25 protein-coding genes and 1 other RNA gene are annotated in these 25755 nt (G+C 63.2%); 5 read left to right on the forward strand and 21 right to left on the reverse strand.

Annotated features, from left to right (window positions below):
- Positions 1-2 precede the first annotated feature (2 nt).
- Genes NKJ23_RS12440 through NKJ23_RS12460 form a run of 5 tightly spaced genes read right to left on the reverse strand, consistent with a single transcriptional unit; the run spans position 3 to position 4795 of the window.
- A complete protein-coding gene (locus NKJ23_RS12440) occupies positions 3-1076 on the reverse strand; it encodes an imelysin family protein (protein ID WP_352680498.1) in 1074 nt (357 codons plus the stop codon).
- Positions 1076-2674 (reverse strand): di-heme oxidoreductase family protein, encoded by a 1599-nt coding sequence (locus tag NKJ23_RS12445; RefSeq protein ID WP_352680499.1) that lies wholly within the window; start codon positions 2672-2674, stop codon positions 1076-1078. Before NKJ23_RS12445 ends, NKJ23_RS12440 begins: the two co-directional genes overlap by 1 nt.
- 12 nt (positions 2675-2686) lie before the next feature.
- Positions 2687-3172, reverse strand: a complete 486-nt coding sequence (gene bfr / locus NKJ23_RS12450) for a bacterioferritin (RefSeq protein WP_023676883.1) — start codon at positions 3170-3172, stop codon at positions 2687-2689.
- Entirely contained in the window at positions 3138-3449 is a 312-nt protein-coding gene (locus NKJ23_RS12455; protein WP_023676882.1) for a (2Fe-2S)-binding protein, read from the reverse strand. Before NKJ23_RS12455 ends, bfr begins: the two co-directional genes overlap by 35 nt.
- Before the next feature lie 56 nt (positions 3450-3505).
- Positions 3506-4795 (reverse strand): imelysin family protein, encoded by a 1290-nt coding sequence (locus NKJ23_RS12460; RefSeq protein WP_352680571.1) that lies wholly within the window; start codon positions 4793-4795, stop codon positions 3506-3508.
- A 426-nt stretch (positions 4796-5221) separates the two neighbouring features.
- Here NKJ23_RS12460 and NKJ23_RS12465 point away from each other — a divergent pair, with 426 nt between their 5' ends.
- The gene (locus tag NKJ23_RS12465) at positions 5222-6475 is read left to right on the forward strand and encodes an NAD(P)/FAD-dependent oxidoreductase (RefSeq protein WP_352680500.1); all 1254 of its coding nucleotides are present in this window, start codon (positions 5222-5224) and stop codon (positions 6473-6475) included.
- Between the two features lie 117 nt (positions 6476-6592).
- A complete protein-coding gene (locus tag NKJ23_RS12470) occupies positions 6593-7195 on the forward strand; it encodes a sulfotransferase family protein (protein ID WP_352680501.1) in 603 nt (200 codons plus the stop codon).
- Between the two features lie 63 nt (positions 7196-7258).
- Here NKJ23_RS12470 and NKJ23_RS12475 read toward each other — a convergent pair whose 3' ends face one another.
- The 12 genes from NKJ23_RS12475 to ffs all read right to left on the reverse strand — a co-directional run bounded on the left by NKJ23_RS12475 (position 7259) and on the right by ffs (position 20202).
- Positions 7259-8536, reverse strand: a complete 1278-nt coding sequence (locus NKJ23_RS12475) for a 4-aminobutyrate--2-oxoglutarate transaminase (protein WP_352680502.1) — start codon at positions 8534-8536, stop codon at positions 7259-7261.
- A gap of 479 nt (positions 8537-9015) precedes the next feature.
- Positions 9016-9762: an ABC transporter ATP-binding protein gene (locus NKJ23_RS12480; RefSeq protein ID WP_023676877.1), complete on the reverse strand. Its 747-nt coding sequence runs from the start codon at positions 9760-9762 to the stop codon at positions 9016-9018.
- On the reverse strand, positions 9759-10592 hold the full coding sequence (locus tag NKJ23_RS12485; protein ID WP_023676876.1) for an ABC transporter ATP-binding protein: 834 nt from the start codon (positions 10590-10592) through the stop codon (positions 9759-9761). The genes NKJ23_RS12480 and NKJ23_RS12485 overlap by 4 nt, the downstream gene beginning before the upstream one ends.
- Positions 10589-11509 (reverse strand): ABC transporter permease, encoded by a 921-nt coding sequence (locus tag NKJ23_RS12490; RefSeq protein ID WP_023676875.1) that lies wholly within the window; start codon positions 11507-11509, stop codon positions 10589-10591. The genes NKJ23_RS12485 and NKJ23_RS12490 overlap by 4 nt, the downstream gene beginning before the upstream one ends.
- A 13-nt stretch (positions 11510-11522) precedes the next feature.
- Positions 11523-12590 carry an ABC transporter permease gene (locus NKJ23_RS12495; RefSeq protein WP_023676874.1) on the reverse strand — a complete coding sequence of 356 codons (1068 nt, stop codon included), beginning with the start codon at positions 12588-12590 and terminating at the stop codon, positions 11523-11525.
- 31 nt (positions 12591-12621) lie between these two features.
- On the reverse strand, positions 12622-14265 hold the full coding sequence (locus tag NKJ23_RS12500; RefSeq protein WP_352680503.1) for an ABC transporter substrate-binding protein: 1644 nt from the start codon (positions 14263-14265) through the stop codon (positions 12622-12624).
- A 201-nt stretch (positions 14266-14466) separates the two neighbouring features.
- Positions 14467-15744, reverse strand: coding sequence for a lytic murein transglycosylase (locus tag NKJ23_RS12505; RefSeq protein WP_352680504.1), 1278 nt, complete (start codon positions 15742-15744; stop codon positions 14467-14469).
- A gap of 178 nt (positions 15745-15922) precedes the next feature.
- Positions 15923-16528, reverse strand: a complete 606-nt coding sequence (recR, locus tag NKJ23_RS12510; protein ID WP_352680505.1) for a recombination mediator RecR — start codon at positions 16526-16528, stop codon at positions 15923-15925.
- Between the two features lie 119 nt (positions 16529-16647).
- Positions 16648-17586: a cell wall hydrolase gene (locus tag NKJ23_RS12515; protein ID WP_023676871.1), complete on the reverse strand. Its 939-nt coding sequence runs from the start codon at positions 17584-17586 to the stop codon at positions 16648-16650.
- Between the two features lie 221 nt (positions 17587-17807).
- Positions 17808-18131: a YbaB/EbfC family nucleoid-associated protein gene (locus tag NKJ23_RS12520; RefSeq protein WP_352680506.1), complete on the reverse strand. Its 324-nt coding sequence runs from the start codon at positions 18129-18131 to the stop codon at positions 17808-17810.
- A 31-nt stretch (positions 18132-18162) separates the two neighbouring features.
- Positions 18163-20001 carry a DNA polymerase III subunit gamma/tau gene (locus NKJ23_RS12525; protein WP_352680507.1) on the reverse strand — a complete coding sequence of 613 codons (1839 nt, stop codon included), beginning with the start codon at positions 19999-20001 and terminating at the stop codon, positions 18163-18165.
- 104 nt (positions 20002-20105) lie between these two features.
- Positions 20106-20202, reverse strand: an RNA gene (ffs, locus tag NKJ23_RS12530) — signal recognition particle sRNA small type.
- A gap of 360 nt (positions 20203-20562) precedes the next feature.
- On the opposite strand from ffs, the gene NKJ23_RS12535 reads away from it, so the two are divergent.
- The 3 genes from NKJ23_RS12535 to NKJ23_RS12545 are packed head-to-tail and all read left to right on the forward strand — an operon-like array spanning position 20563 to position 22290.
- Positions 20563-20982 (forward strand): HIT family protein, encoded by a 420-nt coding sequence (locus NKJ23_RS12535; RefSeq protein ID WP_023676868.1) that lies wholly within the window; start codon positions 20563-20565, stop codon positions 20980-20982.
- Positions 20983-21020: 38 nt separating this feature from the next.
- Entirely contained in the window at positions 21021-21962 is a 942-nt protein-coding gene (nudC, locus tag NKJ23_RS12540) for an NAD(+) diphosphatase (RefSeq protein ID WP_352680508.1), read from the forward strand.
- 25 nt (positions 21963-21987) lie between these two features.
- Complete coding sequence (locus NKJ23_RS12545; protein ID WP_023676866.1) at positions 21988-22290, forward strand: Dabb family protein; 303 nt, start codon at positions 21988-21990, stop codon at positions 22288-22290.
- A 25-nt stretch (positions 22291-22315) separates the two neighbouring features.
- Here the strand turns inward: NKJ23_RS12545 and NKJ23_RS12550 are convergent, their stop codons facing one another.
- From NKJ23_RS12550 to NKJ23_RS12565, 4 genes are all read right to left on the reverse strand, one after another.
- Complete coding sequence (locus tag NKJ23_RS12550) at positions 22316-23257, reverse strand: 2-hydroxyacid dehydrogenase (protein ID WP_352680509.1); 942 nt, start codon at positions 23255-23257, stop codon at positions 22316-22318.
- A gap of 96 nt (positions 23258-23353) precedes the next feature.
- Positions 23354-24982, reverse strand: coding sequence for an ABC transporter ATP-binding protein (locus NKJ23_RS12555; protein WP_352680510.1), 1629 nt, complete (start codon positions 24980-24982; stop codon positions 23354-23356).
- Entirely contained in the window at positions 24979-25479 is a 501-nt protein-coding gene (locus NKJ23_RS12560; protein WP_352680511.1) for a type II toxin-antitoxin system VapC family toxin, read from the reverse strand. Before NKJ23_RS12560 ends, NKJ23_RS12555 begins: the two co-directional genes overlap by 4 nt.
- Complete coding sequence (locus NKJ23_RS12565; RefSeq protein WP_031211801.1) at positions 25479-25712, reverse strand: hypothetical protein; 234 nt, start codon at positions 25710-25712, stop codon at positions 25479-25481. Before NKJ23_RS12565 ends, NKJ23_RS12560 begins: the two co-directional genes overlap by 1 nt.
- Positions 25713-25755: the final 43 nt, after the last annotated feature.

Genomic DNA, 25755 nt, shown 5'->3' on the forward strand with positions numbered 1-25755 from the left:
GATCAGTCGCCGTCCAATGACGAGAATCCGGCGGTCAGGCCGAATTCGGCGGTCAGCCTGGTGCCGATCAGGGTCGTCAGGCTGGATGTCACCAGCGAGAAATAGTCGAGCTTGCGGCGCTGCGCCGGATCCGCAAGTGCCTTGTCGATCGGACCCCTGATCGCCTTGGCCGCCTCAATCCCGTTGGTGAGCTGGATGTGGACCGATTCTGCCATCCAGCGCGCATCGGGCGGCAGCGCGTCGCCAAGCTGCGAGGCCTGGAACAGCGTGTCCATGCCCGCCAGATTCCCGGTCAGCGAGCGGGCGGTGTTTTGCGAGCGCCAATAGATCGCCTGTTTCGGTTTGTCGGCCTCCGGCTTGGCGCCCAGGAAGCCTTTCAGGCGTACGTCGCGGACCATTTCCAGTTCGTTGATGAAGACGCCGACCAGTTCGGTCACCGCTTCTGTTCCGTCGTGGTAGAGCGCGTTCTGTGGACCCGGATTGGCCCAGAGCGCGGCAAAGCCGTTGGGCTCGTTCCAGGCATCGCCAACTTCGCCGGCAATCGTCTCGACATTGCCGGCAATGGCCGCACCGTAGGCGCAGCGATAGGCGTCGTCCCTGCCGACCAATTGACCGGCTCCGTCGCCGTAGAGGACGAATTCCAGTGCGCCGAGCCCTTGCATGGCGACGCTCTTTGTAGCCAGATGGGCCGGATCGGCGGCTGTCGGATCCTTGCCGGCAAGTGCTGCCTGCACCTGCTTCAGGCCGATGCTCTTGCGGTCCGGCCAAAACAGCATGCGCTCAAGCCGGTTGTTTTCCGCGATCGGCCCGAAACGGATGATTTCCACCACCGACCAGGCATCCACGACACCCGAGAATTCGGCGCGTGCCGCATCGAGATTGTCTCGCGAGGGCGCTTGGCAAAGCGCGTGCATGGTCTTGGCCAAGCTGTCCGCATGGTCATGCAGTCTGGCATAGGCCGGGCGGACGAAGCCGTCGATCGCCCGCTGGATCACATCCGAAGCCTTCACCGCCGCGGATGCCGGCAGCGCACCGGCGAGGACCAGCATCAGAGCGAATGCAAGACGCTTCCGCATCAGAGCGACTCCAGAAACTTGATCAGCGCGGCGCGGTCGGCCGCATCGGCAGCGGCAAAGCGGTCACGCGCCTTCTGGCCCTCGCCGCCATGCCACAGAATCGCCTCGGCCAGGCTTCGTGCGCGCCCGTCATGCAGGAAGAAGGTGTTGCCGCTGACGGTCTGGGTGAGCCCGATGCCCCACAGTGGCGGCGTGCGCCATTCGCTTCCCGTGGCCTCGCCCACCGACTGTCCGTCGGCAAGGCTGGGTCCCATGTCATGCAGCAGGAAATCGGAATAAGGCCAGATCAGCTGGAAGGCCTGCGCCTTGTTCGGGGTGCCGCGACGGGTGACGAATTTCGGCGTATGGCAGGAGACGCAGCCCATATCGTAGAACAGTTTTTTGCCGGCGAGCACGTCCGGTCTGTCGAGATCGCGCCGGGCCGGCACGGCAAGGTTTTGCGAATAGAAGGTCACGAGGTCCATGACCGGCGGCGGCGCTTCGACCGGACCGAGGCGCTCCTGTACACCGTTAGGTAGGGCAAGGCAGGTCTTTTCCGCGGCGCTGCAATCGCCCCAGTGCTTCGGCACCTCAGGTGTCGAAATGCCGATATCGCCGGCAAAAGCGTCCGCCGATTGCTGGCGGATCGATGCCGCCTGCGCCTTCCAGCCGAAACGGCCGAGCGTCAGTTCACCGCTGCTGGCGTCGCGTATTATGTTTGGCCTGCCGGAAATCCCGTCACCATCGCGGTCGGCCGCATCGGCACGCGTAAGGATGTCGGCAGGAGCGATCTGCTCGACCAGGCCAAGGCCGATCATCGGCGGCGTCATGCGCGGCGACAGCGTGGTGTGTGGATCGAGCGCCCCGTAGGCGAGACCGTCGACCGAATAGCTCGGCTTGCGCAGCGACACCGTGCTGCCGTCCGCCAATTTCACCTTCTCGTCCTGGTAGTCGACATGCATCCTGCCTTCGCCCTGCAGACCGGGAACGGCCAATTCCTGCAGCTGCGTGCCATAGACCGGGTCGGGAAAGTTGAGCACCTTGTGATCGGCGAGCGCGGCTTTCTCCTCCTCGGTACTGGCTTCCCTTGCCAGGCGCAGGAACATCGAGGTGGTGCCGCTGTCGCCTTCGGGCGGATGCCCGCGGCCGTCCTTCAGATGACAGTTCTGGCAGGCGCGCTCGTTGAACAACGGACCGAGCCCATCCGAGGCTTGTGTCGAGGATGGCGAGGACACCCAGTTCTTGCGGAAAATGGCGTTGCCGAGCTTGAAGGTACCCTCTTCCTCGAAGCTGATGTTGGCAGAGGATTGCGAGAAGGCGTCCTTGTTGACGTCCTTCTTCGAGGTGCCGGCGCCGCCCTGCATCAGCTCGAATTGCTCGGGCTTGGAGAAATCGCTGGTCGGCCTGGTGATGGCGATGACGCGCGCCAGATCCTTCGGCGTCAGATCCGTGCGGCTGGTGGCAAGCCCCGCCGGTTGCGGCGCCCCGGCCAGCGCCGAGGCTGTGAGCGTCGCCACCACGGCAAGAAAGGCGCCGCGAAGGATACCGTATCGCGGAGGCGGCAGGCCACAATGCTCGGCCGGCCGCAAGCGGCGCATGAAATCTAGGGGGCGCCGCATTCCGGCATGTCCTTATTCCGCCTCGTCGGCCGACGCTGCGTTGAGTTGGCCGTACTTTTCTTCGCCGATCGAGGCGAGCAGGTCGAGTTGCGTCTCGAGGAAGTCGATGTGACCTTCCTCGTCAGCCAGCAATTCCTCGAACAGCTTCATCGTCACGTAGTCGCCTGCTTCGTTACAAACCTCGCGCGAACGCTTGTAGGCGGTGCGCGCGTCATATTCGCCGGCAAGATCGGATTCGAGCACTTCCTTGACATTCTGCCCGATGCGCAGCGGCGCCACGGACTGCAGGTTCGGATGGCCCTCGAGGAAGATGATGCGCGCCACGAGCCGGTCGGCATGGTGCATTTCCTCGATCGATTCAGCGCGTTCCTTCTTCGCTAGCTTGGCGTATCCCCAGTCTTCCAGCAGCCGGAAATGCACCCAGTATTGATTGACCGCCCCAAGTTCCAGAAACAGAGCCTCGTTAAGCCGCTCTATGATCTGCTGTTCGCCTTTCATGGGTTCTGCTCCCGTATTGGACGCGTAGGCCTCTGACGCGATCCAGGTGTGAAACGATGTCCACGCCACTCGCCGCCGAGCGGGCATGGTAATTTTCGGTGACCCGAATGATCGTTTCGACCACATTTGGGAAGCAGCCGCAACAGCGACCGCGCTTGTGCATGGCGTGATAGACCTTCGCCGGCACGATCAGCTGCCAGGGGTCCTCATCCAGCAGTCCGACGATCGTCTGCTCTATCTCCTTTTCGGTGATGATGTTGCAATGGCAGATCAGCATTTGTCGCTCTGGCTAACGGCGCTTCGTTGCGTCGCGTGGCTGGTGGTTTCGATAGTCTATTGGAACACCTTGTCCGGTGAATCGAGGCTGTCCGAGCCCTCGAAGGCTATCGCATTGAGCTTCAGGGTACCGACGGCGCGTTCGATCGACTTGGTCTGATCGACCAGCGCGTCGATCGCCGCCTGCACAGTGGCATTGCCTTCCGTGTTGCCTTCTCCGATCTGCTGGTCATAGGCCTCGCCGGCAAGCGCCCGCGCCTTGATGGCCTCCATCTTGGCGACGGTGACGTCCAGTTTGTCCGACAATTCCTTGTCAACCGCCGGGTCGGCCGCCTTGACCATGTCGGCCACCGACGGCCCCTCGACGACAGTGCCGTCGAGCCGCTTGTAGCTGCCGTGATAGGCGGCACGGATGCCGATCGCATCGTAAAGATGGGAGTTGTAGGTATTGTCGGAGAAGCAATCGTGCTCCTCTTCCGGGTCGTGCAACAAGAGGCCGAGCTTCATCCGCTCTCCGGCGAGCTCGCCATAGGACAGCGAGCCCATGCCGGTGAAGATGGTCGAAATGGCGGCGTTCAGCTCGCCATCGACAAGGTTCTTGCGGGCGGCGCCGCCTTCCTTCCAGTCGTCGACCATATCCTTTAGATCGGAAACCAGAAGGTCGCTCGCCGATTTCAGATACTGTCCGCGACGGTCGCAATTGCCGCCGGTGCAATTGGCGAGGTCGTAGTCGGTGTAGGGCCGTTCGCCGGCGCCCGGACCGGTGCCGTGCAGGTCCTGGCCCCAAAGCAGGAATTCGATGGCGTGATAGCCGGTCGCCACATTGGCCTCGATACCGCCGGCCTCCTGCAGGGTGCCGGAGAGGAACTCCGGCGTCAGGTCGGTGGCGTCGATCTTCTTGCCGTTGATCTCGATCGACTTGTTGGCGATCACATTGGCGGTGTAGAGCGCGTTGGCGTCCGACTCGGTGCCGTAGCTCTTGGCGACATAGTCGATCAAGCCTTCGTCGAGCGGCCAGGAGTTCACCTTGCCTTCCCAGTCGTCGACGATGGCATTACCGAAGCGATAGACCTCGGTCTGCTGATAGGGAACGCGCGATGCCTTCCAGGCCTCGCGGGCGGCGTTCAGCGTTTCGGCAGATGGCTTGGCGAGCAGCGCATCGACAGCCTTGTCGAGCGCCTCGGCCGTGATCAGCGAATCCTCGTATTTGGCGAGCGCAATGTCGGAATAGGTCTTGATGACCGCCTTGGCATCGGTTTGCGCCTTGGCCGGCAGCACGAACACGGCCGCCGTCAGCATCGCGGTGGCGCCGATCGCCGCAAGCCTGCCGCCATACCGCGCGGTCATCATGGTTCTCATGATTGTCTCTCCTCGGAAATCAATGAAATGCCGGCGCCGCGGCGGGCAGTTGCCAACGGGCAAAGAAGGGTCGCGCCATCGCGCGGTTCGCGGAAGAAAGACACCGAAATGCCTCCAATCGAAAGGGTTCAAGGCCCAGACATCAAAGGGATGCGCTGACGCGCGAGCTTCCATAAAACGGCGAAGACGCCGGATGTCAACTGGTGGCATAGAAAAAATTCAATTGAAACAACAGTTTAGAATTATTCTAAACTAGAACTGTCAACTTTAACACCGACGTATGTGGAATGCCGGCGCATGACGCAGTTGACAGGCGGCCGTTCCGGGTGCGACCCGGATCGGCGCTCTTGCGGCGGCGCCGGACAATCGCCACCTGGCGAGACGTCCTAGATTTGGATGAGGAATCGGGCTGTTATGAAGAACGGGGTCGTCATTGTCGGTGCGGGTCATGCGGGCGTGCAAGCGGCCGCCAGCCTGCGGGAAGAAGGCTATGACGGCCCGGTGATCCTGGTCGGCGACGAAAACGAATTGCCCTACCACAAGCCGCCGCTGTCGAAGACCTTCATCAAGGATCAGCAAGCAAAGCCGCAGCCGTTGCGCGGCGAGGCTTTTTATACCGGCAGCGCCATCGACTTCCGGCCAGGCATCCGGGTCGAGCGGATTGACGTAGGCGGCCGCAGGCTGGAGATATCGGGCGGCGGTGTGTTGCCGTTTGACCGGCTGATCCTCGCCACCGGCGCGCGGCCGCGCCTGCTGCCGCTGCCGGGTTCGGAGCTTTCCGGCGTTGTGTCGCTGCGCTCGCTCGGCGATGCCCGCCTGATCCGCGAATTGAGCGCGCAAAGCGAGGAGGTCGTCATCCTCGGCGGCGGCTTCATCGGCCTGGAGATTGCCGCGACGCTCACCGCGGCAGGCCGCAAGGTTACGGTGGTCGAGGCGGTCGACCGGCTGCTCGGCCGCGCCGTGGCACCGGCCATCGCCGGCCATGTGCGGCAGCGGCTGGAGGCCACCGGTGTGCGCATCCTTACCGGCACCACCATCGAACGGCTGGAGGACGAGAACGGCCGTGTTTCGGCTGCAATCACCTCATCCGGCCAAAGATTGCCGGCGCAGATGGTCGTCATCGGTATCGGCGTCGTGCCGAATGTCGAATTGGCCGAAGCCGCCGGCATTGCCATCGCCAACGGCATCCGCGTCGACCAGCAGATGCGCACGTCGGTGCCGGAAATCCTCGCCATCGGCGACGCGGCGTCTTACCGGCACTGGTTCACCGGCGGCGATGTGCGGCTGGAATCGGTACAGAACGCCACTGACCAGGCGCGGCTCGCCGCGCGCACCACCGTCGGCCACACCGACAATTACTCGGCGGTGCCGTGGTTCTGGTCCGATATCGGCGACATGAAGCTGCAGATGGTCGGCCTGATTGCGGGTGGCGACGGCCATGTCGTGCTGGGCGACGTGGCCGAGAACAAATTCTCCATCTACCACTATGCCGGAAGCCGGCTGCTCGGCATCGAATCGGTCAACCGGCCCGGCGACCACATGCTTGGCCGCAAGATGCTCGGCGCCGGCTTTTCGCCGTCGCCGCAGATTGTCGCGACCGGGCCGGATGGACTGAAGGCGGCGCTCGCCGCCTTCCAGGAAGGAGAGCCTGTCCGCGCTGCGGGATAAGATCAAACCCAATCACCCTGAATGACCGAGTTCGACCGGGAGCTGACCTGCAAAACATATAGCGAAGTAAAGGAAACAGCGGTATTTTGACCAATTGAAATTCGTCGGGGGGTGCTCATGGCTCTATATGTCATTGGCGCAGGCATGGGTCGCACTGGCACATATTCGCTGAAGCTCGCGTTGGAGCATCTTGGGTTCGGGCCGTGTCATCACATGGCAGATGTCCACGCCAATCCCGAGCAGAAGGCGCTGTGGCGCGCCGCCGGACAGGGACAACTCCCGACCTGGGATGCGGCATATGCCGGCTATCTTTCCGCGGTCGATTGGCCAACGGCGCATTTTTGGCGCGAAGTGAGTGACCACTACCCTCATGCAAAGGTTATCCTGACAGTTCGTGACCCGGAAGCCTGGTATGACAGCATGGCGCAAACAATAGGGCTCACGATGGATGCTGCTACCAATGATCCACAGTCCTTTGGTGTGGCGGTGGTTGGAAACACTGTCTTTGGCGGTCGATTTGATAACCGTGATCACGCAATCGCTGTCTATGAAGCACATAACGCTTCCGTGAAATCAACGCTGCCACCTGAACGCCTTCTTCCTTATCAGGCCTCCGAAGGGTGGGAGCCGCTTTGTGCCTTTCTCGGTGTACAGTTGCCTTCCGAACCGTTTCCACGCACCAATTCGACTGCCGAATTTCGTGCTCGCATAGGGCGTTGAACGGCGGCTTGCCACCTATCTCGGCCTTCGCCGCAGTTGAATCCTAGGCGATATCCTCGCCGCTCAGGCGGCGCGGGCCTCGCGGATCGAACTTTCCAGGATGTCGAGCGCCTCGTTCATGACTCCGTCCTGGATGGTGATCGGCGCGAGGAAGCGGATGACGTTGCCGTAGACGCCGCAGGTCAGCAGGATCAGGCCCTTGTCGAGCGCCTTCAGCCGGACCGCATTGGCGAGTTCCGGCGACGGCAGCCCCTTCGTCACATCGTTGAACTCGACCGCGTTCATGAAGCCGGGGCCTCTGATATCGACGATTTCCGGGACTTCGTCGCGGATCGCTTGCAGGCGCTGCTTCAGCCGGTTGCCCAGCGTGTTGGCGCGGTCGCAGAGCTTCTCCTCGTCGATGACGTCGAGCACGGCATGCGCCGCGGCGACGCCGATCGGGCTGCCGCCATAGGTGCCGCCGAGTCCGCCGGGGTTCGGCGCATCCATGATCTCGGCACGCCCGGTGACCGCCGCCAACGGGAAGCCGCCGGCCAGGCTCTTGGCCATGGTGGTGATGTCGGCCGCCACTTCGTGGTGGTCCATGGCGAACATCTTGCCGGTGCGGGCAAAGCCGGTCTGCACCTCGTCGGCGATCAGCAGCATGCCGTGCTGATCGCAGATCTTGCGCAATGCGGTCATGAAATCGCGCGGCGCCTCGTAGAAGCCGCCCTCGCCCTGCACCGGCTCGACGATGATCGCGGCGACGCGGGCCGGATCGACGTCGGCCTTGAACAGCCGGTCGAGCGCAGCCAGCGAATCGGCGACCGACACGCCGTGCAGTCCAACCGGGAACGGCGCATGGAAGACATCCGCCGGCATGGCGCCGAAGCCGACCTTGTAGGGCACGACCTTGCCGGTGAGTGCCATGCCCATGAAGGTGCGGCCGTGAAAGCCGCCGGAAAAAGCGATGACCGCCGGCCGGCCGGTGGCGTTGCGCGCAATCTTGATCGCGTTCTCGACCGCCTCGGCGCCGGTGGTGACAAAAATCGTCTTTTTGTCGAACTTGCCGGGCAGCATGCCATTCAGCCGTTCGGCCAGCCTGATATAGCTCTCATAGGGCACGACCTGATAGCAGGTGTGGGTGAAGCGGTCGAGCTGCGCCTTGACCGCTTCGATCACCCTGGGGTGACGGTGCCCGGTGTTGACGACGGCGATGCCGGACGAGAAATCGATGTAGCGGCGGCCTTCCACATCCCAGATCTCCGAGTTTTCGGCGCGATCGGCATAGATCTGAGTGGTCATGCCGACGCCGCGCGAAATCGACTGGCTCTTGCGTTCGGAAATGGCTGAATTTGTCATCGTATCCCTCACCGGGCCGGCGCCCGCTCTCGTTTGATGGCTGTTGAGACTCTTCTGGGCTTATTTCAGGTTTTCCTCAAGTTGGCACTGGCGGCGGGTGATTGGGCCTGCGGTCCGGCAGCTACGCGATGATGGCCGGCACTATCGCCGGCGCAGCGATCATGCTGCTGTTCCTGCCGGCGTGCTATTCGGCGTGGTTCAGGTCAAGGAGCCGAAAGAGGCGGAGGGCGAGGCGGGAGATAGCAGTGCCATTGTGGAGGGTAGCGGGGCCTAAGGCGGAAGTTGAGTTCCTTCGCGCCCCCCTCTGTCCTGCCGGACATCTCCCCCTCAAGGGGGGAGATTGGCAGTTTCAGTTGCCTCGCCAGCCTTCCGGCGTTTGTCATTGGCGAAAGCGGTAGAGCGAATGATCTCCCCCCTTGAGGGGGAGATGTCCGGCAGGACAGAGGGGGGCGCGACAGAGCGCGACCTGGAATGTTAAACTACGTCCTCACGAACCCCTCGCTGGCCCTCAGCAAATTGCGCGTATAATCCTTGGTGACACGGCGTTCGACAAGATCGTCCGCGGTCAGATTCTCCATCGCCTCGCCGTTCTGCATCACCATCAGCCGTTCGCACATGTGGGTGATGATGGCTAGGTCGTGGCTGACCATCAGGAAGGTCAGCTTGCGGCGGCGCCTGATCTCTTCCAGCAGGTTCAGCACCTCCGCCTGCACCGAAGCGTCGAGCGCCGAGGTCGGCTCGTCGAGCAGCAGGATCGACGGTTCCAGAATCAGGGCGCGGGCGATCGCCACGCGCTGGCGCTGACCGCCGGACAATTGATGCGAATAGCGAAAACGGAACCCGGTGCCGAGGCCGACCTCGTCGAGTGCCCGCTGGATGCGCTTTTCGCCGTCGGCGAAGCCGTGAATGGCGAGCGGCTCCTGCAGCAGGCGGTCGACGGTCTGGCGCGGGTGCAGCGAACCGTACGGGTCCTGGAAGACCATCTGCACCTCGCGGTAAAACGCCTTGTCGCGACGCACGCCGAGCGTTTTGCCGTTGACGGCGATGGTGCCAGATGCGGCCGGCGCCAGGCCGGCGATTGCCCTGAGCAACGTCGACTTGCCGGAGCCGGACTCGCCGACCAGGCCGAAGGATTCACCGGATTCGACCTCGAGGCTGACGCCTTTCAACGCGCGGAAGCGGTCGAAGACCACCTCCAGCCTGTCGACGGAAAGGGCTGCCGTCATGCCGCCCACTCCGGCTTGCGGTCGAGCACCGGCAGCGGGTGACGGTCGGCGCCGATCTTGGGCATGCAGTTGAGCAGGCCGCGCGTATAGGGATGCTGGGCGCGGCCGAGCTCCGAGGCTTTGAGCTGTTCGACCACCTTGCCGGCATACATGACGATGACACGATCACAGAAGGACGAGACCAGGCGCAGATCGTGCGAGATGAAGATCAGCCCCATGCCGCGCTCGCTGACCAGCCGGTCGAGGATGCCGAGCACGTCGAGCTGGACAGTGACGTCGAGTGCCGAGGTCGGCTCGTCGGCGATCATCATTTCCGGCCCGGCGATCAGCATCATGGCGATCATGGCGCGCTGGCCCATGCCGCCGGAAACCTCGTGCGGATGCAGGTCGAAGACACGGGCCGGATCGCGGATCTGCACAGCCTCCAGCATGGCCAGCGCACGGTCGCGGGCTTCGGCCTTGGAGACCTTCTCATGCGTGCGCAGCGTCTCGACGATCTGGCGGCCGATGCTCATCACCGGGTCGAGCGAATATTTCGGATCCTGCAGGATCATGGCGATACGCTTGCCGCGCAGCGCGCGGCGCTCGCGCGGCGAGGCGGCCAGCAGGTCGATGCCGTCAAAAGCGAGCGTCTTCGCGGTCACCTCGGCCTGCGGCGGGGTGACGCCCATGATGGCGCGGCCGGTCTGCGACTTGCCCGAACCGCTCTCGCCGACGATGCCGAGCCGCTCGCGGCCGAGCGAGAAGGAAACACCGCGCACTGCCTCGATCAGGCCGGTGCGCGTCGGGAAGGTAACGCGCAGGTCGTTGACTTCGAGAAGCGTGCTCATTGGTCACCGCTTCGGGGATCGAGCGCGTCGCGCAGGCCGTCGCCGAGCAGGTTGAAGCCGAGGCTGACGATGAGGATGGCAAAGCCCGGCGCGCCCGCAACCCACCACTGGTCGAGCACGAAGCGGCGGCCCGACGCGATCATCGCGCCCCATTCCGGCAGCGGCGGCTGCGCGCCGAGGCCGAGGAAGCCGAGGCCGGCCGCGGTCAGGATGATGCCGGCCATGTCGAGCGTCACCCTGATGATCAGCGAGGAGATGCACAGCGGCATGATGTGGCGAAGCACGATGCGAAACGGCGAGGCGCCCATCAATTGCACCGCCTTGATATAATCGGAATTGCGCACCGTCAGCGTTTCGGCGCGGGCAATGCGGGCATAGGGCGGCCACGAGGTGATGGCGATGGCAAGCACGGCATTTTCGATGCCGGGGCCGAGCGCCGCGACAAAGGCCAGCGCCAGGATCAGCTTCGGAAAGGCGAGAAAGATGTCGGTGATGCGCATCAGGATCGCATCGGTCCAGTCGCCGGCATAGCCGGCGACGGTGCCGACCAGCAAGCCGATGGGCGCGGCGATAATGGCAACCAGAATGACGACGTAGAGTGTCCAGCGCGAGCCGAAGATGATGCGCGAATAGATATCGCGGCCGAGATCGTCGGTGCCGAACCAGTGCGCCGCACTCGGCGCCAGGAGCCGCGAGCCCTTGAGGTCGCCGAATGTCGGCGAATAGGGCGCCAGCACATCGGCGAATGCCGCGACCACCAGCAGGGCGACGATGATGAGCAGGCCGGCAAACGCCAGCCGGTTGGCGGAAAAGCGCCGCCACGCCACATAGGCGCGGCCGAGCCTCGCCTGCACGCGCGACGCCGGCCGCTCGCTGAGCAGCCAGTCGCGGCGGGTTTGAATCGCTTCCGTGCTCATCCTGCCTTGGTCCTCATCCTGCCTTGGTCCTTGGATCGAGCAGCCGGTAGAGCAGGTCGGAGAATAGATTGATGGCGATGAAGACCGAGCCGATGATGATCGTGCCGCCAAGCACGGCATTCATGTCGGCGTTCTGCAGCGAGTTGGTGATGTAGAGGCCGATGCCCGGCCACGAAAACACTGTCTCGGTCAGCACCGAGCCTTCGAGCAGCCCGGCATAGGACAGAGCGATCACCGTGACCATCGGCACCGCGGCGTTGCGCAGCGCGTGACCCCAGATGATGCGCGTTTCCGACAGGCCCTTGGCGCGCGCTGCGACGATGTATTCCTGGGTGAGTTCGTTCAGCATGAACGAGCGCGTCATGCGGCTGATGTAGGCGAGCGAGAAATAGCCGAGTAGCGAGGCCGGCAGGATGATGTGGCGGAAGGCATCGGCAAATACGTCCCACTGCCGCTGCCAAAGCGCATCCAGCAGGTAAAAGCCGGTAATCGGCGTGAAGGTGTATTCGTAGACGACGTCGAGCCGGCCGGGAAAGGCGACCCATTGCAGCTTGGCGTAGAACAGCACCAGCGCCAGCAGCCCCAGCCAGAAGATCGGCACGGAATAGCCGACAAGGCCGATGATGCGCACGATCTGGTCGATGACGCTGCCGCGCCGCACGGCGGCCAGCACGCCAAGCGGCACGCCGATCACCGAACCGATCAATGTTCCCAACGTCGCCAGTTCGAGCGTCGCCGGAAAGGCGCGGCGGATATCGGTCATCACCGGATTGGTGGTCAGCACCGAGGTGCCGAAATCACCGTTCAGGGCATGTTTGACATAGATGTAGAACTGCTCGACCAGCGGCAGGTCGAGGCCCATCTCGCGGCGCGTTCGTTCGACGACGTTGGCCGGCGCCCGGTCGCCGAGCACCGCCAGCACCGGGTCGATCGGGATCACGCGGCCGATGAAGAAGGTCACCGCGAGCAGACCGAGATAGGTCGTTATCGCGATGACCAGGAACCGGGCGATAGATGAGGCCACGGCAACGGCGCGGGCGCCGCCGCGCCCTGCCGTCACCTCGCTTTCAGCCACACTCATACGGCGCGTCCGCCGGCGTCACTCCCCGGCATCACTCTTTCGAGACGGGGCCGACGAAGTTGGTGTCGAAGCTCGGGCCGAGCGCAAAACCCTTGAGGTTCTTGCGCAGGCCGGCCACTTCCAGCTGCTGGTGGATGATGACGAAGGGGCTGGTATCGAGGATCTTCTTCTCGAGATCCTGGTACATTGCGGCGCGCTTGGCCGCGTCCTTCTCGAGCAGGGCGGCTTCGGTCTGCTTGGTCAAGTCCGGGATGTCCCAGGCGTTGCGCCAGGCCAGCGTCTTGGTCTTGCCTTCATCCGAATTGTCGGGGTTGCTGGCGAAGGTCTGGGCGTTGGAGTTCGGATCGAAATAATCCTGGCCCCACTGGCCGATATAGATGTCGTGGTTGCGGGCGCGGTATTTGGTCAGCGTCTGCTTGCCGTCGCCGGGGATGATCTCCAGCTTGATGCCGGCCTGTCCCAGCGTCTGCTGGATCGATTCCGCCATGCCCGTCGTCGGCTGGCCGGTGCGCACGTCCATGGTGACGCTGAAGCCGTCGGCGAGGCCGGCCTTGGCGAGCAGCTCCTTGGCCTTTGCGACGTCGAGCTTGAACGGATTCTCGTCCAGCTCGCCAAGCACGCCTTTCGGCAGGAAGGTCTGATGGATCTCGCCGATGCCCTTGAGGATGGTCGAGCTCAAGGCGTCGTAGTCGACCAGATATTTGAAAGCCTGGCGAACCTCGGGCTTGGCGAGGTTCGGGTTCTTCTGGTTGAGGCTGATGTAATAGACCGTGCCCTTCGGCGCGCTGGTGGTGGTGAGGTCGGCATTCTTGGCAATGGCATCAAGGTCGTTCGGCTCGAGATTGCGGGCGACGTCGATGTCGCCGGCCTCCAGTGCCAGGCGCTGGCCCGAACTTTCCTTCATGTTGCGATAGATGACGCGGGCAAGCTTGGCCTTGTCGCCGTAGTAATTGTCGTTGCGCTCCAGCACGACGGCCTCGTTGGCGCGCCATTCGCGCAGCTTGAAGGCACCGGAGCCGGCATAGCCGGTCTTCAGCCAGGCATTGCCGAAATCATTGTCCCATTTGTAGTCAGCGCTCGGCGTGACCGCGGCGACATGCTCCTTGACCAGCTTGGCGTCGACGACCGAGGCGACCGTCGCCGACAGGCAGTTCAGCACGAAGCTCGGCGCATAGGCCTTGTCGACGGTGAACTGGAACGTCGTGTCATCAACGGCCTTGGCCTTCTCGGTGACGTTGCCGCCATCGATACCGAACTGGCCGATAATAAAGGCCGGGCTCTTGTCGAGCTTGATGGCGCGCTCGAACGAATAGGCGACGTCCGCCGCTGTGATCGGATTGCCGGAGGCGAATTTGAGGCCGGGCTTGAGCTTGAACGTGTAGGTCAGGCCGTCGTCGGAGACGCTCCAGCTTTCGGCGAGATCGCCTTTGACCTTGGATGTGTCGCTGAGGTCGAGGCGTACCAGAAGATCATAGGTGTTGCCGGTGACCTCTGCGGTCGACAATTCGAATGCTTCGCCCGGATCCATGGTGATGATGTCGTCGATGGCGAAACCCTCGACCAGCGTGTCGGCGGGCGTGACCGCGAAGGCAGGCGCACCGGCCAGAAGCAGCGCGGACATGGCCGCGCCCGCGAGCAAGAAGCGGGAGCGTAGAGCAAACTTTTCCATCATCATTTTAACTGTTCCCTGTTTTTGTTGACCTGAGTTCCCGGCTCAGGGTTGTGGCATTTCTTGCCGCGTCGAACGGTGATCCCCGGACCGTTGTCTTGGCAATTTTTTGTGCGGTTCCGGTTCACCATATCCGGCGGTTTCGAGCGCGGCAACGAGCATTTGCAGAACGGTCGATTGGGCCAGACCGGCGGTGCGAAAATCCGGCTATTTCAGCGCGGTAACCAGGTCGGCGTCGGGAAAGCAGGTAGCGGAACGGCCGTTGCTGGCCTGCCATTTGCCGATCGAGCGGCGCGTCTTGAAGCCAGGCAGGCCGTCGGCGCTGCCGACATCGTAGCCCTTAGCTTCCAGCGCCCGCTGCAGGGCGGCGATGTCGGAGCGGTAGAGCCCGCCGACCGCGCCCCAATTGCCCGAGAAATTGCTGTCGCCATGGGCGATGCGATCGGCGCCATGGCCGATGAACAGGGCATAGAGATCGCTGGTGTTATACTGCTTCAGCACATAGAAATTGGGGGTGACGATGAAGGCCGGGCCGCTACGCCCGGCCGGCATCAAAAGAAAGCCCTCGGCTTTCAGTTCGCTCGCCGGGAACGGTTTACCCGACACACGCCTGATGCCCATATCAGCCCATTGGGAAATCTTCTTGCCCTGGTCCGGACCTTCGAGCGAGCACGAGACGCTGTCCGGCACAGTCACCTCGAAGCCCCAGCCGCGGCCCCTGACCCAGCCATAATGGACGAGATAATTGGCGATCGATGCCAGTATATCGGGCGTCGAATTCCAGATGTCGGTGCGGCCGTCGCCGTCGAAATCGACGGCATGCTTGAGGAACGATGTCGGCATGAACTGCGGCTGGCCAAGCGCGCCTGCCGAAGACGATTTCATCGCGCCGACCGGGGCAAGCCCGCGCTCGACGATCTCGAGCGCAGCCAAGAGCTCGGTGCGGAAGAATTCCTTCTTGGTCGACATGAACGCCTTGGTGCCCAGCACCTCGAAGGCGTCATAAGGCATCTTCGCCGCGCCGAAGCCGCTCTCGCGGCCCCAGATCGCCAGCAGCACTTCGCCAGGCACGCCGTAGCGTTTCTCGATCGCGGCAAGAGTCCTAGCATTGGTCGCCTCGCGGGTGCCGCCGCCGGCGGTCACCGCTCGGACTATCTTTTCAGCGAAATAGGCGCCCGGCGAACCGAACTCGGCCTGATGCTGCTTCTGCGGCGTCGTCGCCTTCTCGCCCGGCTTCACCAGGTCGGGCAGCTTCAGGTTCGGCTTGACGCCTTCGAAGGCGGCATCGAAGGTTTTCCTGGAGATGCCTTTGGCATTGGCTTCGGGCCAGAGGTCGTTGCCAAGCCAGGCGCGGAACTGGTCGTCGATCTTTGCCGCGGAGACCGGGGTGGCGAGGATCAACCCAAGTAGGGCTGCTAGAAACGAGAGGCAGGCTAGTGTGCGAGCTCGGCGTCCTGTCGCGCCCCCCTCTGTCCTGCCGGACATCTCCCCCTCCAGGGGGGAGATTGGCTGTCGCGTCTGTGTTCGCCAATCTTCAACGTCGCAAGTTTGGCGGGCATGTCGAGGCTGCCGATCTCCCCCCTGGAGGGGGAGATGTCCGGCAGGACAGAGGGGGGCGCGACGGAACGCAATCATCTCGGAAGCACTCTCCCCGCAACTCGCCTCAAAACACTGTCCGCGACTTCAGTGCGGCGGCCAGCGTGCCTTCGTCGAGATAATCGAGTTCGCCGCCGACCGGAACACCGTGCGCCAGGCGCGTCACCTTGATGTCGAAGCCGGAAAGCTGGTCGGTGAGGTAGTGCGCGGTGGTCTGGCCCTCGACCGTGGCGTTGACGGCGAGGATCACTTCCTTGACTTCGCCGCCGGCGACGCGATCGACCAGCGAACGGATGTTTAGCTCATCAGGACCAATGCCGTCGAGCGGCGACAGCGTACCGCCGAGCACATGGTAGCGCACGTTCATGGCTGTCGCCCGCTCCAGCGCCCAAAGGTCGGCCACGTCCTCGACGACGATGAGCGTAGTGGGGTCGCGGCGGGGGTCGGTGCAGATCATGCATGGATCTGAGGTATCGACATTGCCGCAGGTCGAGCAGATGCGCACCTTGTCGACCGCCTCGCTCATGGCGGCGGCGAGCGGCGCCAGCAGCTGTTCCTTCTTCTTGATGAGGTGGAGCGCGGCGCGGCGTGCCGAACGCGGACCGAGCCCCGGCACCTTGGCCAGCAGCTGGATCAGGCGTTCGATCTCGGGACCGGCGATTCGCTTCGACATCGCACCGGTTTAGGATTTTTCCGCACGCTTTGGAACAGTTGAGCGGCCAGGGGCTCCGCTCTTCCCTTCTCCCCTTGTGGGAGAAGGGAAGGCCGACGTCGCGGCCAGTGCTGCCGTCCTCAGTTTTCTTCCAGTGGCCGGGTCTGGCCGGCGATCATCGCGCCGATGGCGTCAGTGTTCTCGGGCGTCGCCTCGAACGACATTGTCGGCTCTGCCGGCGCAGCCTGGAAGGAGGTGACAGGCCGCTCGCTCACGGTTCCGCCAAAACGGGCCGCATCCGGCTCCTGCATTGGTTCCTGCAGCGCCACAAGCATCGGCTTCTCCGCCGTCGCCTTCTCCGGGGTCGCCATTCCGGCGGTCACCCTTGTCTGCTTTGCCGGCAGCGATGCAGCGGCGGTCGCATAGGTTGCCTTGGCGAATGTCGGCTTGACCTCGCGAGCCGGCTCCGCTGAGGCGACAAGTATGGCCTGAGCGGCAGGCGCTTGCGGCTTGGCCTGGGCCATGGCGACCACCGGTTCGTCCGGCAGCGGCTGCCAGTTGCGGCCGCGCTTTTCATAAAAGGCATTGCCGCCGGCGACCATGGTGTAGTGCATGTTCGTGTAGGGGAAGCGCAGGCCGGCGGTGTGGAAATACATGGTGTTCTTCAGCTTGGCTTTGCGCTCGCCCTTGAGCACCGCCTCGGCGGCCTCCTCGACGTCGGGCATCGCCTTCGAATTCATCGGCCGTGTCATGACGCCCGGCGCGAACTGGCCGCGCTCGCCAACCACTTCGCAGATGGTGCTGCCGTGCTTGCCGGACCGCAGCCGGTTCATCACCACGGTGCCGACCGCAATCATGCCGTCACGGCTCGAGCGGTTGGACTCGAAGAACATTGCCCGCTCCAGGCATTCCTTCTCCTTCGGCGTGGAATTGTAGGAGCGCGAGCTCAGGAAACTCGGCGTAATGGCATCGGTCAGGCTGGACATGCCGTGCGAGGCGGTCTGACTGCAAGCGGCCAAAAACAGCGGCGAGATAACGACGCCGAGCCGCAACGGCGTCTTCCATCGGGTAGAGATCAACAGGTGTCCCCTCAATTCTGCTGCCAGCCCGCCCCTGGTTGCGGCAAGAATGAGACACTTTCAGGCAAAAAGATGGCTAAAGCGTTATTAAGTGTGGTGAGTTGCCCAATAGACACAGTTGGCGGGCTTCCGAGAACCGGAGCGGAGCGTACGTTTCGTGAGCACCGGAAGCGCAGGAAGCCGCCGTTTGCAGGCCGGCATCACCTGGATATCAACACACCTTAGAACGGCAGCTTCATTCCCGGCGGGATCGGCAGTCCCGCGGTCAGCGCTCTGGTCTTTTCCTGCATGGTCTGCTCGACCTTGGTCCTGGCGTCGTTGTGGGCAGCGAGGAGCAGGTCCTCGAGAATCTCGACCTCGTCCTCCTTGAACAGCGCCGGGTCGATCTTCAGCGACTTCATCTCGAATTTGCCGGTCAGCGTGACGCTGACCAGGCCGCCGCCCGCCTGCCCGGTGGCTTCCAGCGTGGCGATCTCATCCTGCATGGCCTGGAACTTGGCCTGCATTTCCTTTGCCTTGCCCATCATGCCGAGAAGGTCTTTCATCGCACTGTCCTTTGCAGCTGGTGCTGGTTGTTCAGGTTTCGTCATCGTCGGCCGGCGGCTCGACCGGCACTTCGGCCTCGTCGGCTTCCGGCGAGTCGGGAATGCGCACGTCGATGATCTTGGCACCGGGAAAGCGCGCCAGGATGGCGGCGACCGTCGGGTCGCTCTTGGCATCGAGGAAGGCGTTTTCGCGTTTTGTCGATTCCATCTCGGCCAAGGTCTGGCCGCCCTCGTCCTTCGACAGCGACACCAGCCAGTTGCGGCCCGTCCAGGCGCGCAGCCTGGCGGTCAAATCATTGAGCAACATCTTCGGCGCATCGTCGGTCAGGCTGACGTCGATACGACCGGGCTCGATGCGCACCAGGCGCACGCAACGCTTCACCAGCACCTTGAAGGCCATGTCGCGCTGGGCGTCGGCAAGGGCGACAATGTCGGCCAGCGATTTCACCGGCACCGGCGGCGCCTCGACCGCCGGCTCCGGCGGAGCAACGAAGTTGGTCGGCACGGGCTCGGCCTCGACCAGGCGCATCGTCTCGACCAGGCGCATTGTCTGGGCGCCGCCATTGGCCGTCGGCATTCGCGCCTGCGCCACGGCACCGGCACCACCGCTTGCAGGCGCATGGTTTGCGGGGCCGGGGCTTGCCGGCGCGCCATTCACGCGCGGCGCGGCGCCTGGCAGCGAAACGCCGTTCTCCAGCGATTTCAGCGCCTCGTCCAGCGTCGGCAGGTCGGCGGCATGGGCCAGCCGGATCAGCACCATCTCGGCGGCGCTGACCGGGCGGTTGGAGGTCTGCACCTCGGGAATACCTTTCAAGAGCATCTGCCACGTCCGCGACAGCACCTTGACCGACAGCATGCTGGCGAAATCGGCGCCGCGCCGGCGCTCGTCCTCGGACAGCGAGGCGTCGTCGATGGCAGCCGGCACGAAACGCAGACGGGTGACCAGATGATTGAACTCGGCAAGGTCGGTCAGCACCGCGGCAGGATCGGCGCCGGTATCGTACTGGGCACGGAATTCGGCAAGTGCGGCGGCGACGTCGCCCTTCATGACATGTTCGAACAGGTCGACGATGCGGGCACGGTCGGCAAGGCCGAGCATAGCACGCACCGCTTCGGCGCTGACCGCGCCGCCGCCATGGGCGATCGCCTGGTCGAGGATGGACTGCGCATCGCGCATCGAGCCTTCGGCCGCGCGCGCGATCATCGCCAGCGCATCGTCTTCGACTTCGATGCCCTCCAGACGGGCTATCCTGGCAAGGTCGGCCTTGATCATTGCCGCATCGATGCGCCTGAGGTCGAAACGCTGGCAGCGCGACAGGACGGTGATCGGCACCTTGCGGATTTCGGTGGTGGCGAAGATGAACTTGACGTGCGGCGGCGGCTCTTCCAGCGTCTTCAGCAGGCCGTTGAAGGCCTGGTTGGAAAGCATGTGCACTTCGTCGATGATGTAGACCTTGTAGCGCGCCGACACCGGGGCGTAGCGCACACGCTCGATGATGTCCCTGATGTCGTCGATGCCGGTATGCGAGGCGGCGTCCATCTCGATGACGTCGACATGCCGGCCTTCCATGATCGCCTGGCAATGCTCGCCGAGCACGGCAAGGTCGACGGACGGCTGGTCGACGGTCGATGTTTTGTAGTTCAGGGCCCGCGCGAGTATGCGCGCGGTCGTCGTCTTGCCGACGCCACGCACGCCGGTCAGCATCCAGGCCTGGGCGATGCGGCCGGTGGCAAAGGCATTGGTCAACGTGCGGACCATCGGCTCCTGGCCGATCAGTTCGGAGAAATTCGACGGTCGGTATTTGCGCGCCAGCACGCGGTAGGCGGCAGGCTTGTCCAATTTCCCGGCCTCGTTTCCGGCTTCGCTCATTCGCCCGTTAAGCTCCAAGGGCTGCCACTGGAGGCGGCCGATTCCTGCGCATAGTTTCGCCCGCACGGCTTGGCGCCGTCAATGTCGGGGCAAAAGGCGAAGAGGCGGGAGGCTGGAACAATGACCCGTTCCGGGCTCGTTAGGGCTGCTTCCTTCCGGACCTGACCCGGTTGGCGAGTGGACCGTCCACCACCAACCTCCCAGCCTCCATATCGGCAATCCGGCGATGAAATGCAAGTGCGGATGATAGGGGCCTTGAGCGACGGCGAAAGCTGAAACCAAAAACCCGCCTCGGCGGGCGGGTCGCTGGTGCGAATAATCACCATAGCGAGATTAGTAGCATAGCTGCCGGCACAAAGCAAGAACAAAATGTGGCCGCGATCAAAAATCGTCGACCTCGGCGGGGCAGCGCCAACCTGATGCAATTTGCCCGGGCCCTCACTTCTTCGCGCACAATCAGCGCCGCGACGGCCAATGTTGGTTGCTGCCCCTTGCGGCCCTTCGGAAGCCGCTCTAGCGTCGATGGAGGTCAAAAAACGTCAAAAAGTGAGGGAAACGCCGATGCTGCCGGGCCTCAAGGCCGGATTCACGCTTGACGCCCAGCTGGAAGCCGACAGCGAACAGCTGATGTGGCTCGGCCTGTGCGAATTGCGCGTCATGAACGACCGCCGGTGGCCATGGCTGCTGCTGGTGCCGCAGCGGCCGGGCATCGAGGAAATCCACGACATGACGCCGCTGGACCAGGCGATGCTGACCTTCGAGACCAACATGGTGGCGCTGGCGCTGAAGCGGGTGACCGGCTGCACCAAGATCAACACCGGCGCACTCGGCAACATCGTGCGCCAATTGCATGTACACGTCATTGCGCGCTCGGAAGGCGATCCCGGCTGGCCCGGCCCGGTGTGGGGGCACGGCCTGCGCGAGCCCTATCAGCGCTCCGACCTTCGCAAGTTTGCGGAAAAGATCAAGGCAGCGCTATAAGCCTCTCCCGTGTGCACCTTGAACCTTCCCGAGTCTGCATGAGCTTTCGCCTGTTTGACGCGCCCTTGCGCGAGCCGAGCCAGTTCGTCGGCTTCGCCGGCAACATTATCGACCGGCAGTCCGAAAGCCGCGCCGACGATTCCGTCGAAAAGGCACTCGCCGATCCCTCGGCGCGGCTTTTGCTGATGCGTGGCGGCCGGCTCTATCTGAAGCTTGCGCAAGGCGCATTCGACCCCTGGTTCGGCGTGGCCGAATGCCGGCCGCTCGAGGCATCGCTCGAAAACGGCGTCCTGCTCGGTTTTTCCGAAAGCGGCCCGGTGCTGGCGGTGCCGGCCGGGGTCGAGCCCGAGCAGCTTCCCGAGACGATCAAGGCGATCGACTATCGCTCGGTCTATATGCAGGGGCTGATCGACGAAGCGGCGGCCGGCGCGCTGGCGCAAGGGGCGGCGCTGCTCGCCTGGCATGCCAGCCATCGCTTCTGCAGCAAATGCGGCACCGAAGCCGAGATGCGGGCGGGCGGTTACAAGCGGCATTGCCCGGCCTGCGGTACGGAGCACTTTCCGCGCACCGACCCGGTGGCGATCATGCTGACGGCAACACGCGAAAAATGCCTGCTCGGCCGCGGCCGGCATTTCGGGCCCGGCATGTATTCGGCGCTCGCCGGTTTCATCGAGCCGGGCGAGACGATCGAGGCGGCGGTGCGGCGCGAAACGCTGGAGGAAGCCGGCATCAGGCTCGGCCGCGTCGTCTACCACGCCAGCCAGCCCTGGCCGTTCCCCTACTCGCTGATGATCGGCTGCTTCGGCGAACCGCTCAACGACGATATCCAGCCCGACCTCAACGAGCTGGAAGATTGCCGCTGGTTCTTTCGCGACGAGGTGCTGTCGATGCTGGCCAGGGAACATCCGGGCGGCCTGGTGACGCCGCCGAAAGGCGCGATCGCCTATAACCTCATCCGCGCCTGGGCCGACAGCGCGTGACACGAAGACATCGCAGGAGCAAACAATGATCCGTCACACCGTCGTGTTCACGCTGAAACACCCGCCGCATTCGCTCGAGGAAAAACGGTTCCTCGCCGACGCCAAGAGGATTCTCACGGCGATAAAGGGCGTCACGCATTTCGAGCAGTTGCGGCAGGTCAGTCCCAAGAACGACTACCGCTTCGGCTTCTCGATGGAGTTCGCCGATCAGCGGGCCTATTCCGGCTACAACGACCATCCCGACCACGTCGCCTTCGTCCGCGACCGCTGGATCCCGGAAGTCGAGGCGTTTATGGAGATCGACTACGTGCCGCTCGGCTGGGGCTGAGACTGGAAAGCGGCGCTCTAAAAAATTAATACCCGGCGTCGCGATCCACCACATTTTCCAGCGCTTCGCCGCGCTCGAAAGCATCCATCTGACGCAGCATGATCGGCGCCAGGTGGACCGGATCGGAGGTTGCCGCCGCATGCGGCGTCACGAACACTTTCGGATGGCTCCATAGCGGGCTGGTCTTCGGCAACGGCTCGACCTCGAAAACGTCGAGGCTGGCTTCCTTCAGCGTGCCGTCGTCCAGCGCGCGCAAAATGTCGGCGTCCTTCTGCAGCCTGCCGCGCCCGGCATTGATCAGCACTGAGCCGCCGAGGCCGTTGCGCTTCCGCAACTCCTTCAGCACGCCGTGGTTGATGATACCGTGCGTCTGTGGTGTCAGCGGCAGCAGCACCACCAGGATGTCGGTGGCGTTTAGGAACGGGATCAGGCCGGCCTCGCCCGCGTAAGTCGAGACACCTTGCATCGGCCGATCGCTGCGCGACCAGCCAGTGACGGGAAAGCCGAGCGACAACAGCACCGATGCCGCCGCGCGGCCAAGCGTGCCGAGCCCCATAATGCCGACCGAGATGTCGCTGGCCGGCCGCTGCTGCGGCTCATGCCAGATCTTCTTCTGCTGCTGGGCGCGGTAGAGCATGCCTTGGCGATGGTGGTCGAGCACCCGCCAGACGACGTATTCGGTCATGTACTGGGTCAGGTTGTCGGCCACCACCTTGACGACCGGTACGTCGGGCAAGGTGGGATCGGCGAAGATGTGGTCGACGCCGGCGCCGATCGAGAAGATGGCGCGCAGATTGGGCAGCGACGACAACAGGTTCGGCCGCTGTTTCCACACCACAGCATAGGTAATCGAGGGATCGCCGGCGCCATTCGGCTCGAGCACCACCTCGCGCTCCGCCGACAGCAGTTCGCGCCAGCGCAGCGGATGAATACCGGTGAGGGCAAGCAGGATGCGGCCTTTTTCCATTGCGGATTGTTTTTCCCTTTTTACCAACAGCGTTCGCGTCCCGATGTGCAAGGGCGCGGCAGCGTTTTGATTTTGTGCATGATCTCTGGCGAAAATCTACTCGCTGACGATGCCGACCGGCGCAGTTTCGATCTTGAAAGCGGCCGAGATCAACGCCTTTGTATAGTCGGTCCGCGGGTGGCCAAAAATCTGTTCGGAAGGGCCGGCCTCGACGATCCTGCCATTGCGCATGACGATGACTTCATTGGCGAGCGCGCGGATGACCCTCAGATCGTGGCTGATGAAGAGGTAGGCGAGGTCGTGCTTGGCCTGCAGGCTGCGTAAGAGGTCGACGACCTGCGCCTGCACGCTCATGTCGAGCGCCGAGGTCGGCTCGTCCAGCATGACGAAACGCGGGTTGAGCACCATGGCGCGCGCGATGGCGACGCGCTGGCGCTGGCCGCCGGAGAATTCGTGCGGATAGCGGTTTCGCGTCGCCGGATCGAGGCCGACTTCCCCGAGCACGTCGACGACTCTGCTGTCGCGCGCATCAGGAGACAGCTTCGGCTCATGGATCTTCAACCCTTCCTCGATGATCTCGGCGACCGACATGCGCGGACTCAGCGAACCGAACGGATCCTGGAAGACGATCTGCAACTCGCGCCGCAGCGGCCGCATTTCGTTGAAGGACAACTGATCGATGCCGCGTCCGTTGAACTGGATGTTCCCGGTCGACGAGATCATCCTGGCCAGCGCCAGGCCGAGCGTCGTCTTGCCTGAGCCGGATTCGCCGACGACGCCAAGCGTCTGACCGGCCCGCACGGTGACGTCGATGCCGTCGACCGCCTTCACATTGTCGACGGTGCGCCGGAAGAAGCCCTTCTTGATCGGAAACCAGACCTTGACGTCCTTGCCGACCATCACCGGCTTGGCGGCCTGGTTGGCCGCCGGCGGCTTGCCTTTCGGCTCGGCGGCAAGCAGATGCCGCGTGTAGGCGTGCTGCGGATTGGCGAATATCTCCTTGGTCGGGCCGGTCTCGACGATCTTGCCCTTGGTCATCACGCAGACCCGGTCGGCGATCTTCCTGACGATGCCGAGATCGTGGGTGATGAACAGCATCGACATGTTCTTGCGGCTTTTCAGGCCGGCCAGCAATTCGAGGATCTGCGCCTGGACGGTGACGTCGAGCGCCGTCGTCGGCTCGTCGGCGATCAAAAGTTCAGGCTCGTTGGCCAGCGACATGGCGATCATGACGCGCTGGCGCTGGCCGCCGGAAAGCTGGTGCGGATAGGCGTCGAGCCGCTTCTCCGGCTCGCGGATGCCGACCTCGTGCAGAAGTTCCAGCGTGCGCGCCTTGGCTTTGCGATCCCCCAGGCCCTGGTGCAGCTTCAATACCTCGACGATCTGCTGCTCTATCGTATGCAGCGGGTTGAGCGAGGTCATCGGCTCCTGGAAGATCATGGTAATCTTGTTGCCGCGCACGCGGCGCAAGTCTCTCTCGTCCGTGGCAAGCAGGTCGGCGCCGAGGAACAGGATCTTTCCCGACGGGTGACTGGCGGTCGGATAGGGCAGCAGCTTCAGCACCGATAGCGCGGTGACCGACTTGCCGGAGCCGGATTCGCCGACGAGCGCCACCGTCTCGCCCTTGGCGAGGTCGAAGGAGATATGGTCGACGGCGATCGACTGGTTGCCGCCTTGCGTGAAAGCGACGCTGAGATCCTGGATCGAAAGGAGAGGGGCGGTCATAGCTCAACTTCCGCGACAACCCTGTCCAAGGCGGAAATTTCCGGTCGTATGATCGAAATTTTGGCTGCCATTTGAGGTGGGACGAGACGATTTGGTACGATAGAATAGGTTTCTTTCAATCTGGTATCCGCGGTCAGAAATTGTGTGCAGCCGAAGTGCATCGCTGTGGAAAGATGGATCGCGTCTGGTAATCTCAAGGAAAGGAATTCCGAACGTAACTGTGCTGCGTGCCAGAGAACGTCGCGAGTTATCGTCCCAATTGAGATGAAGGCATTGCCGATTGAAATATTGTCGTAGAGCTCGATCAGTCGCTCATTGTTCTTTCTCAAGGAATCGACCATCAACTCCGCGAGCACGATCTCACTCGTCGCCAGGAAAGGCTGCTTTCTGCCCTCGTTCAGTGAAATGAGCTGAAGCTTTTTTTTTGCAAGCGCATCATTGTTTTCAAAGGCATAGATGAAAATGTTGGTGTCGACATAAAGCCGGACTGCAGCCATCAATCCTCCCACTCATCGCGGAGGGCACGAACACGCGCGACAGCCTCGTCGAGGCTTGTTCCCGGCGCGTTGGCCTGAGCATCCCGCATGAGTTCAAGCAATTGTTCGCGGCCAAGGGGCCTGTTGGCCTCCTCCTCCACCGTCACTTTGACCGAGGCGCTCGGAGCTATGCCTTTTCGCAGTTCATCCGGAAGCTTCGATGCCGGGTAGTGTTCAAGGATGATCCTATTCATTGCCATTTCCGGAATATAACATGCCGAATGCCAGCCTGCATCG

The sequence above is a fragment of the Mesorhizobium sp. M0184 genome (assembly GCF_040322215.1).
Taxonomy (GTDB): domain Bacteria; phylum Pseudomonadota; class Alphaproteobacteria; order Rhizobiales; family Rhizobiaceae; genus Mesorhizobium.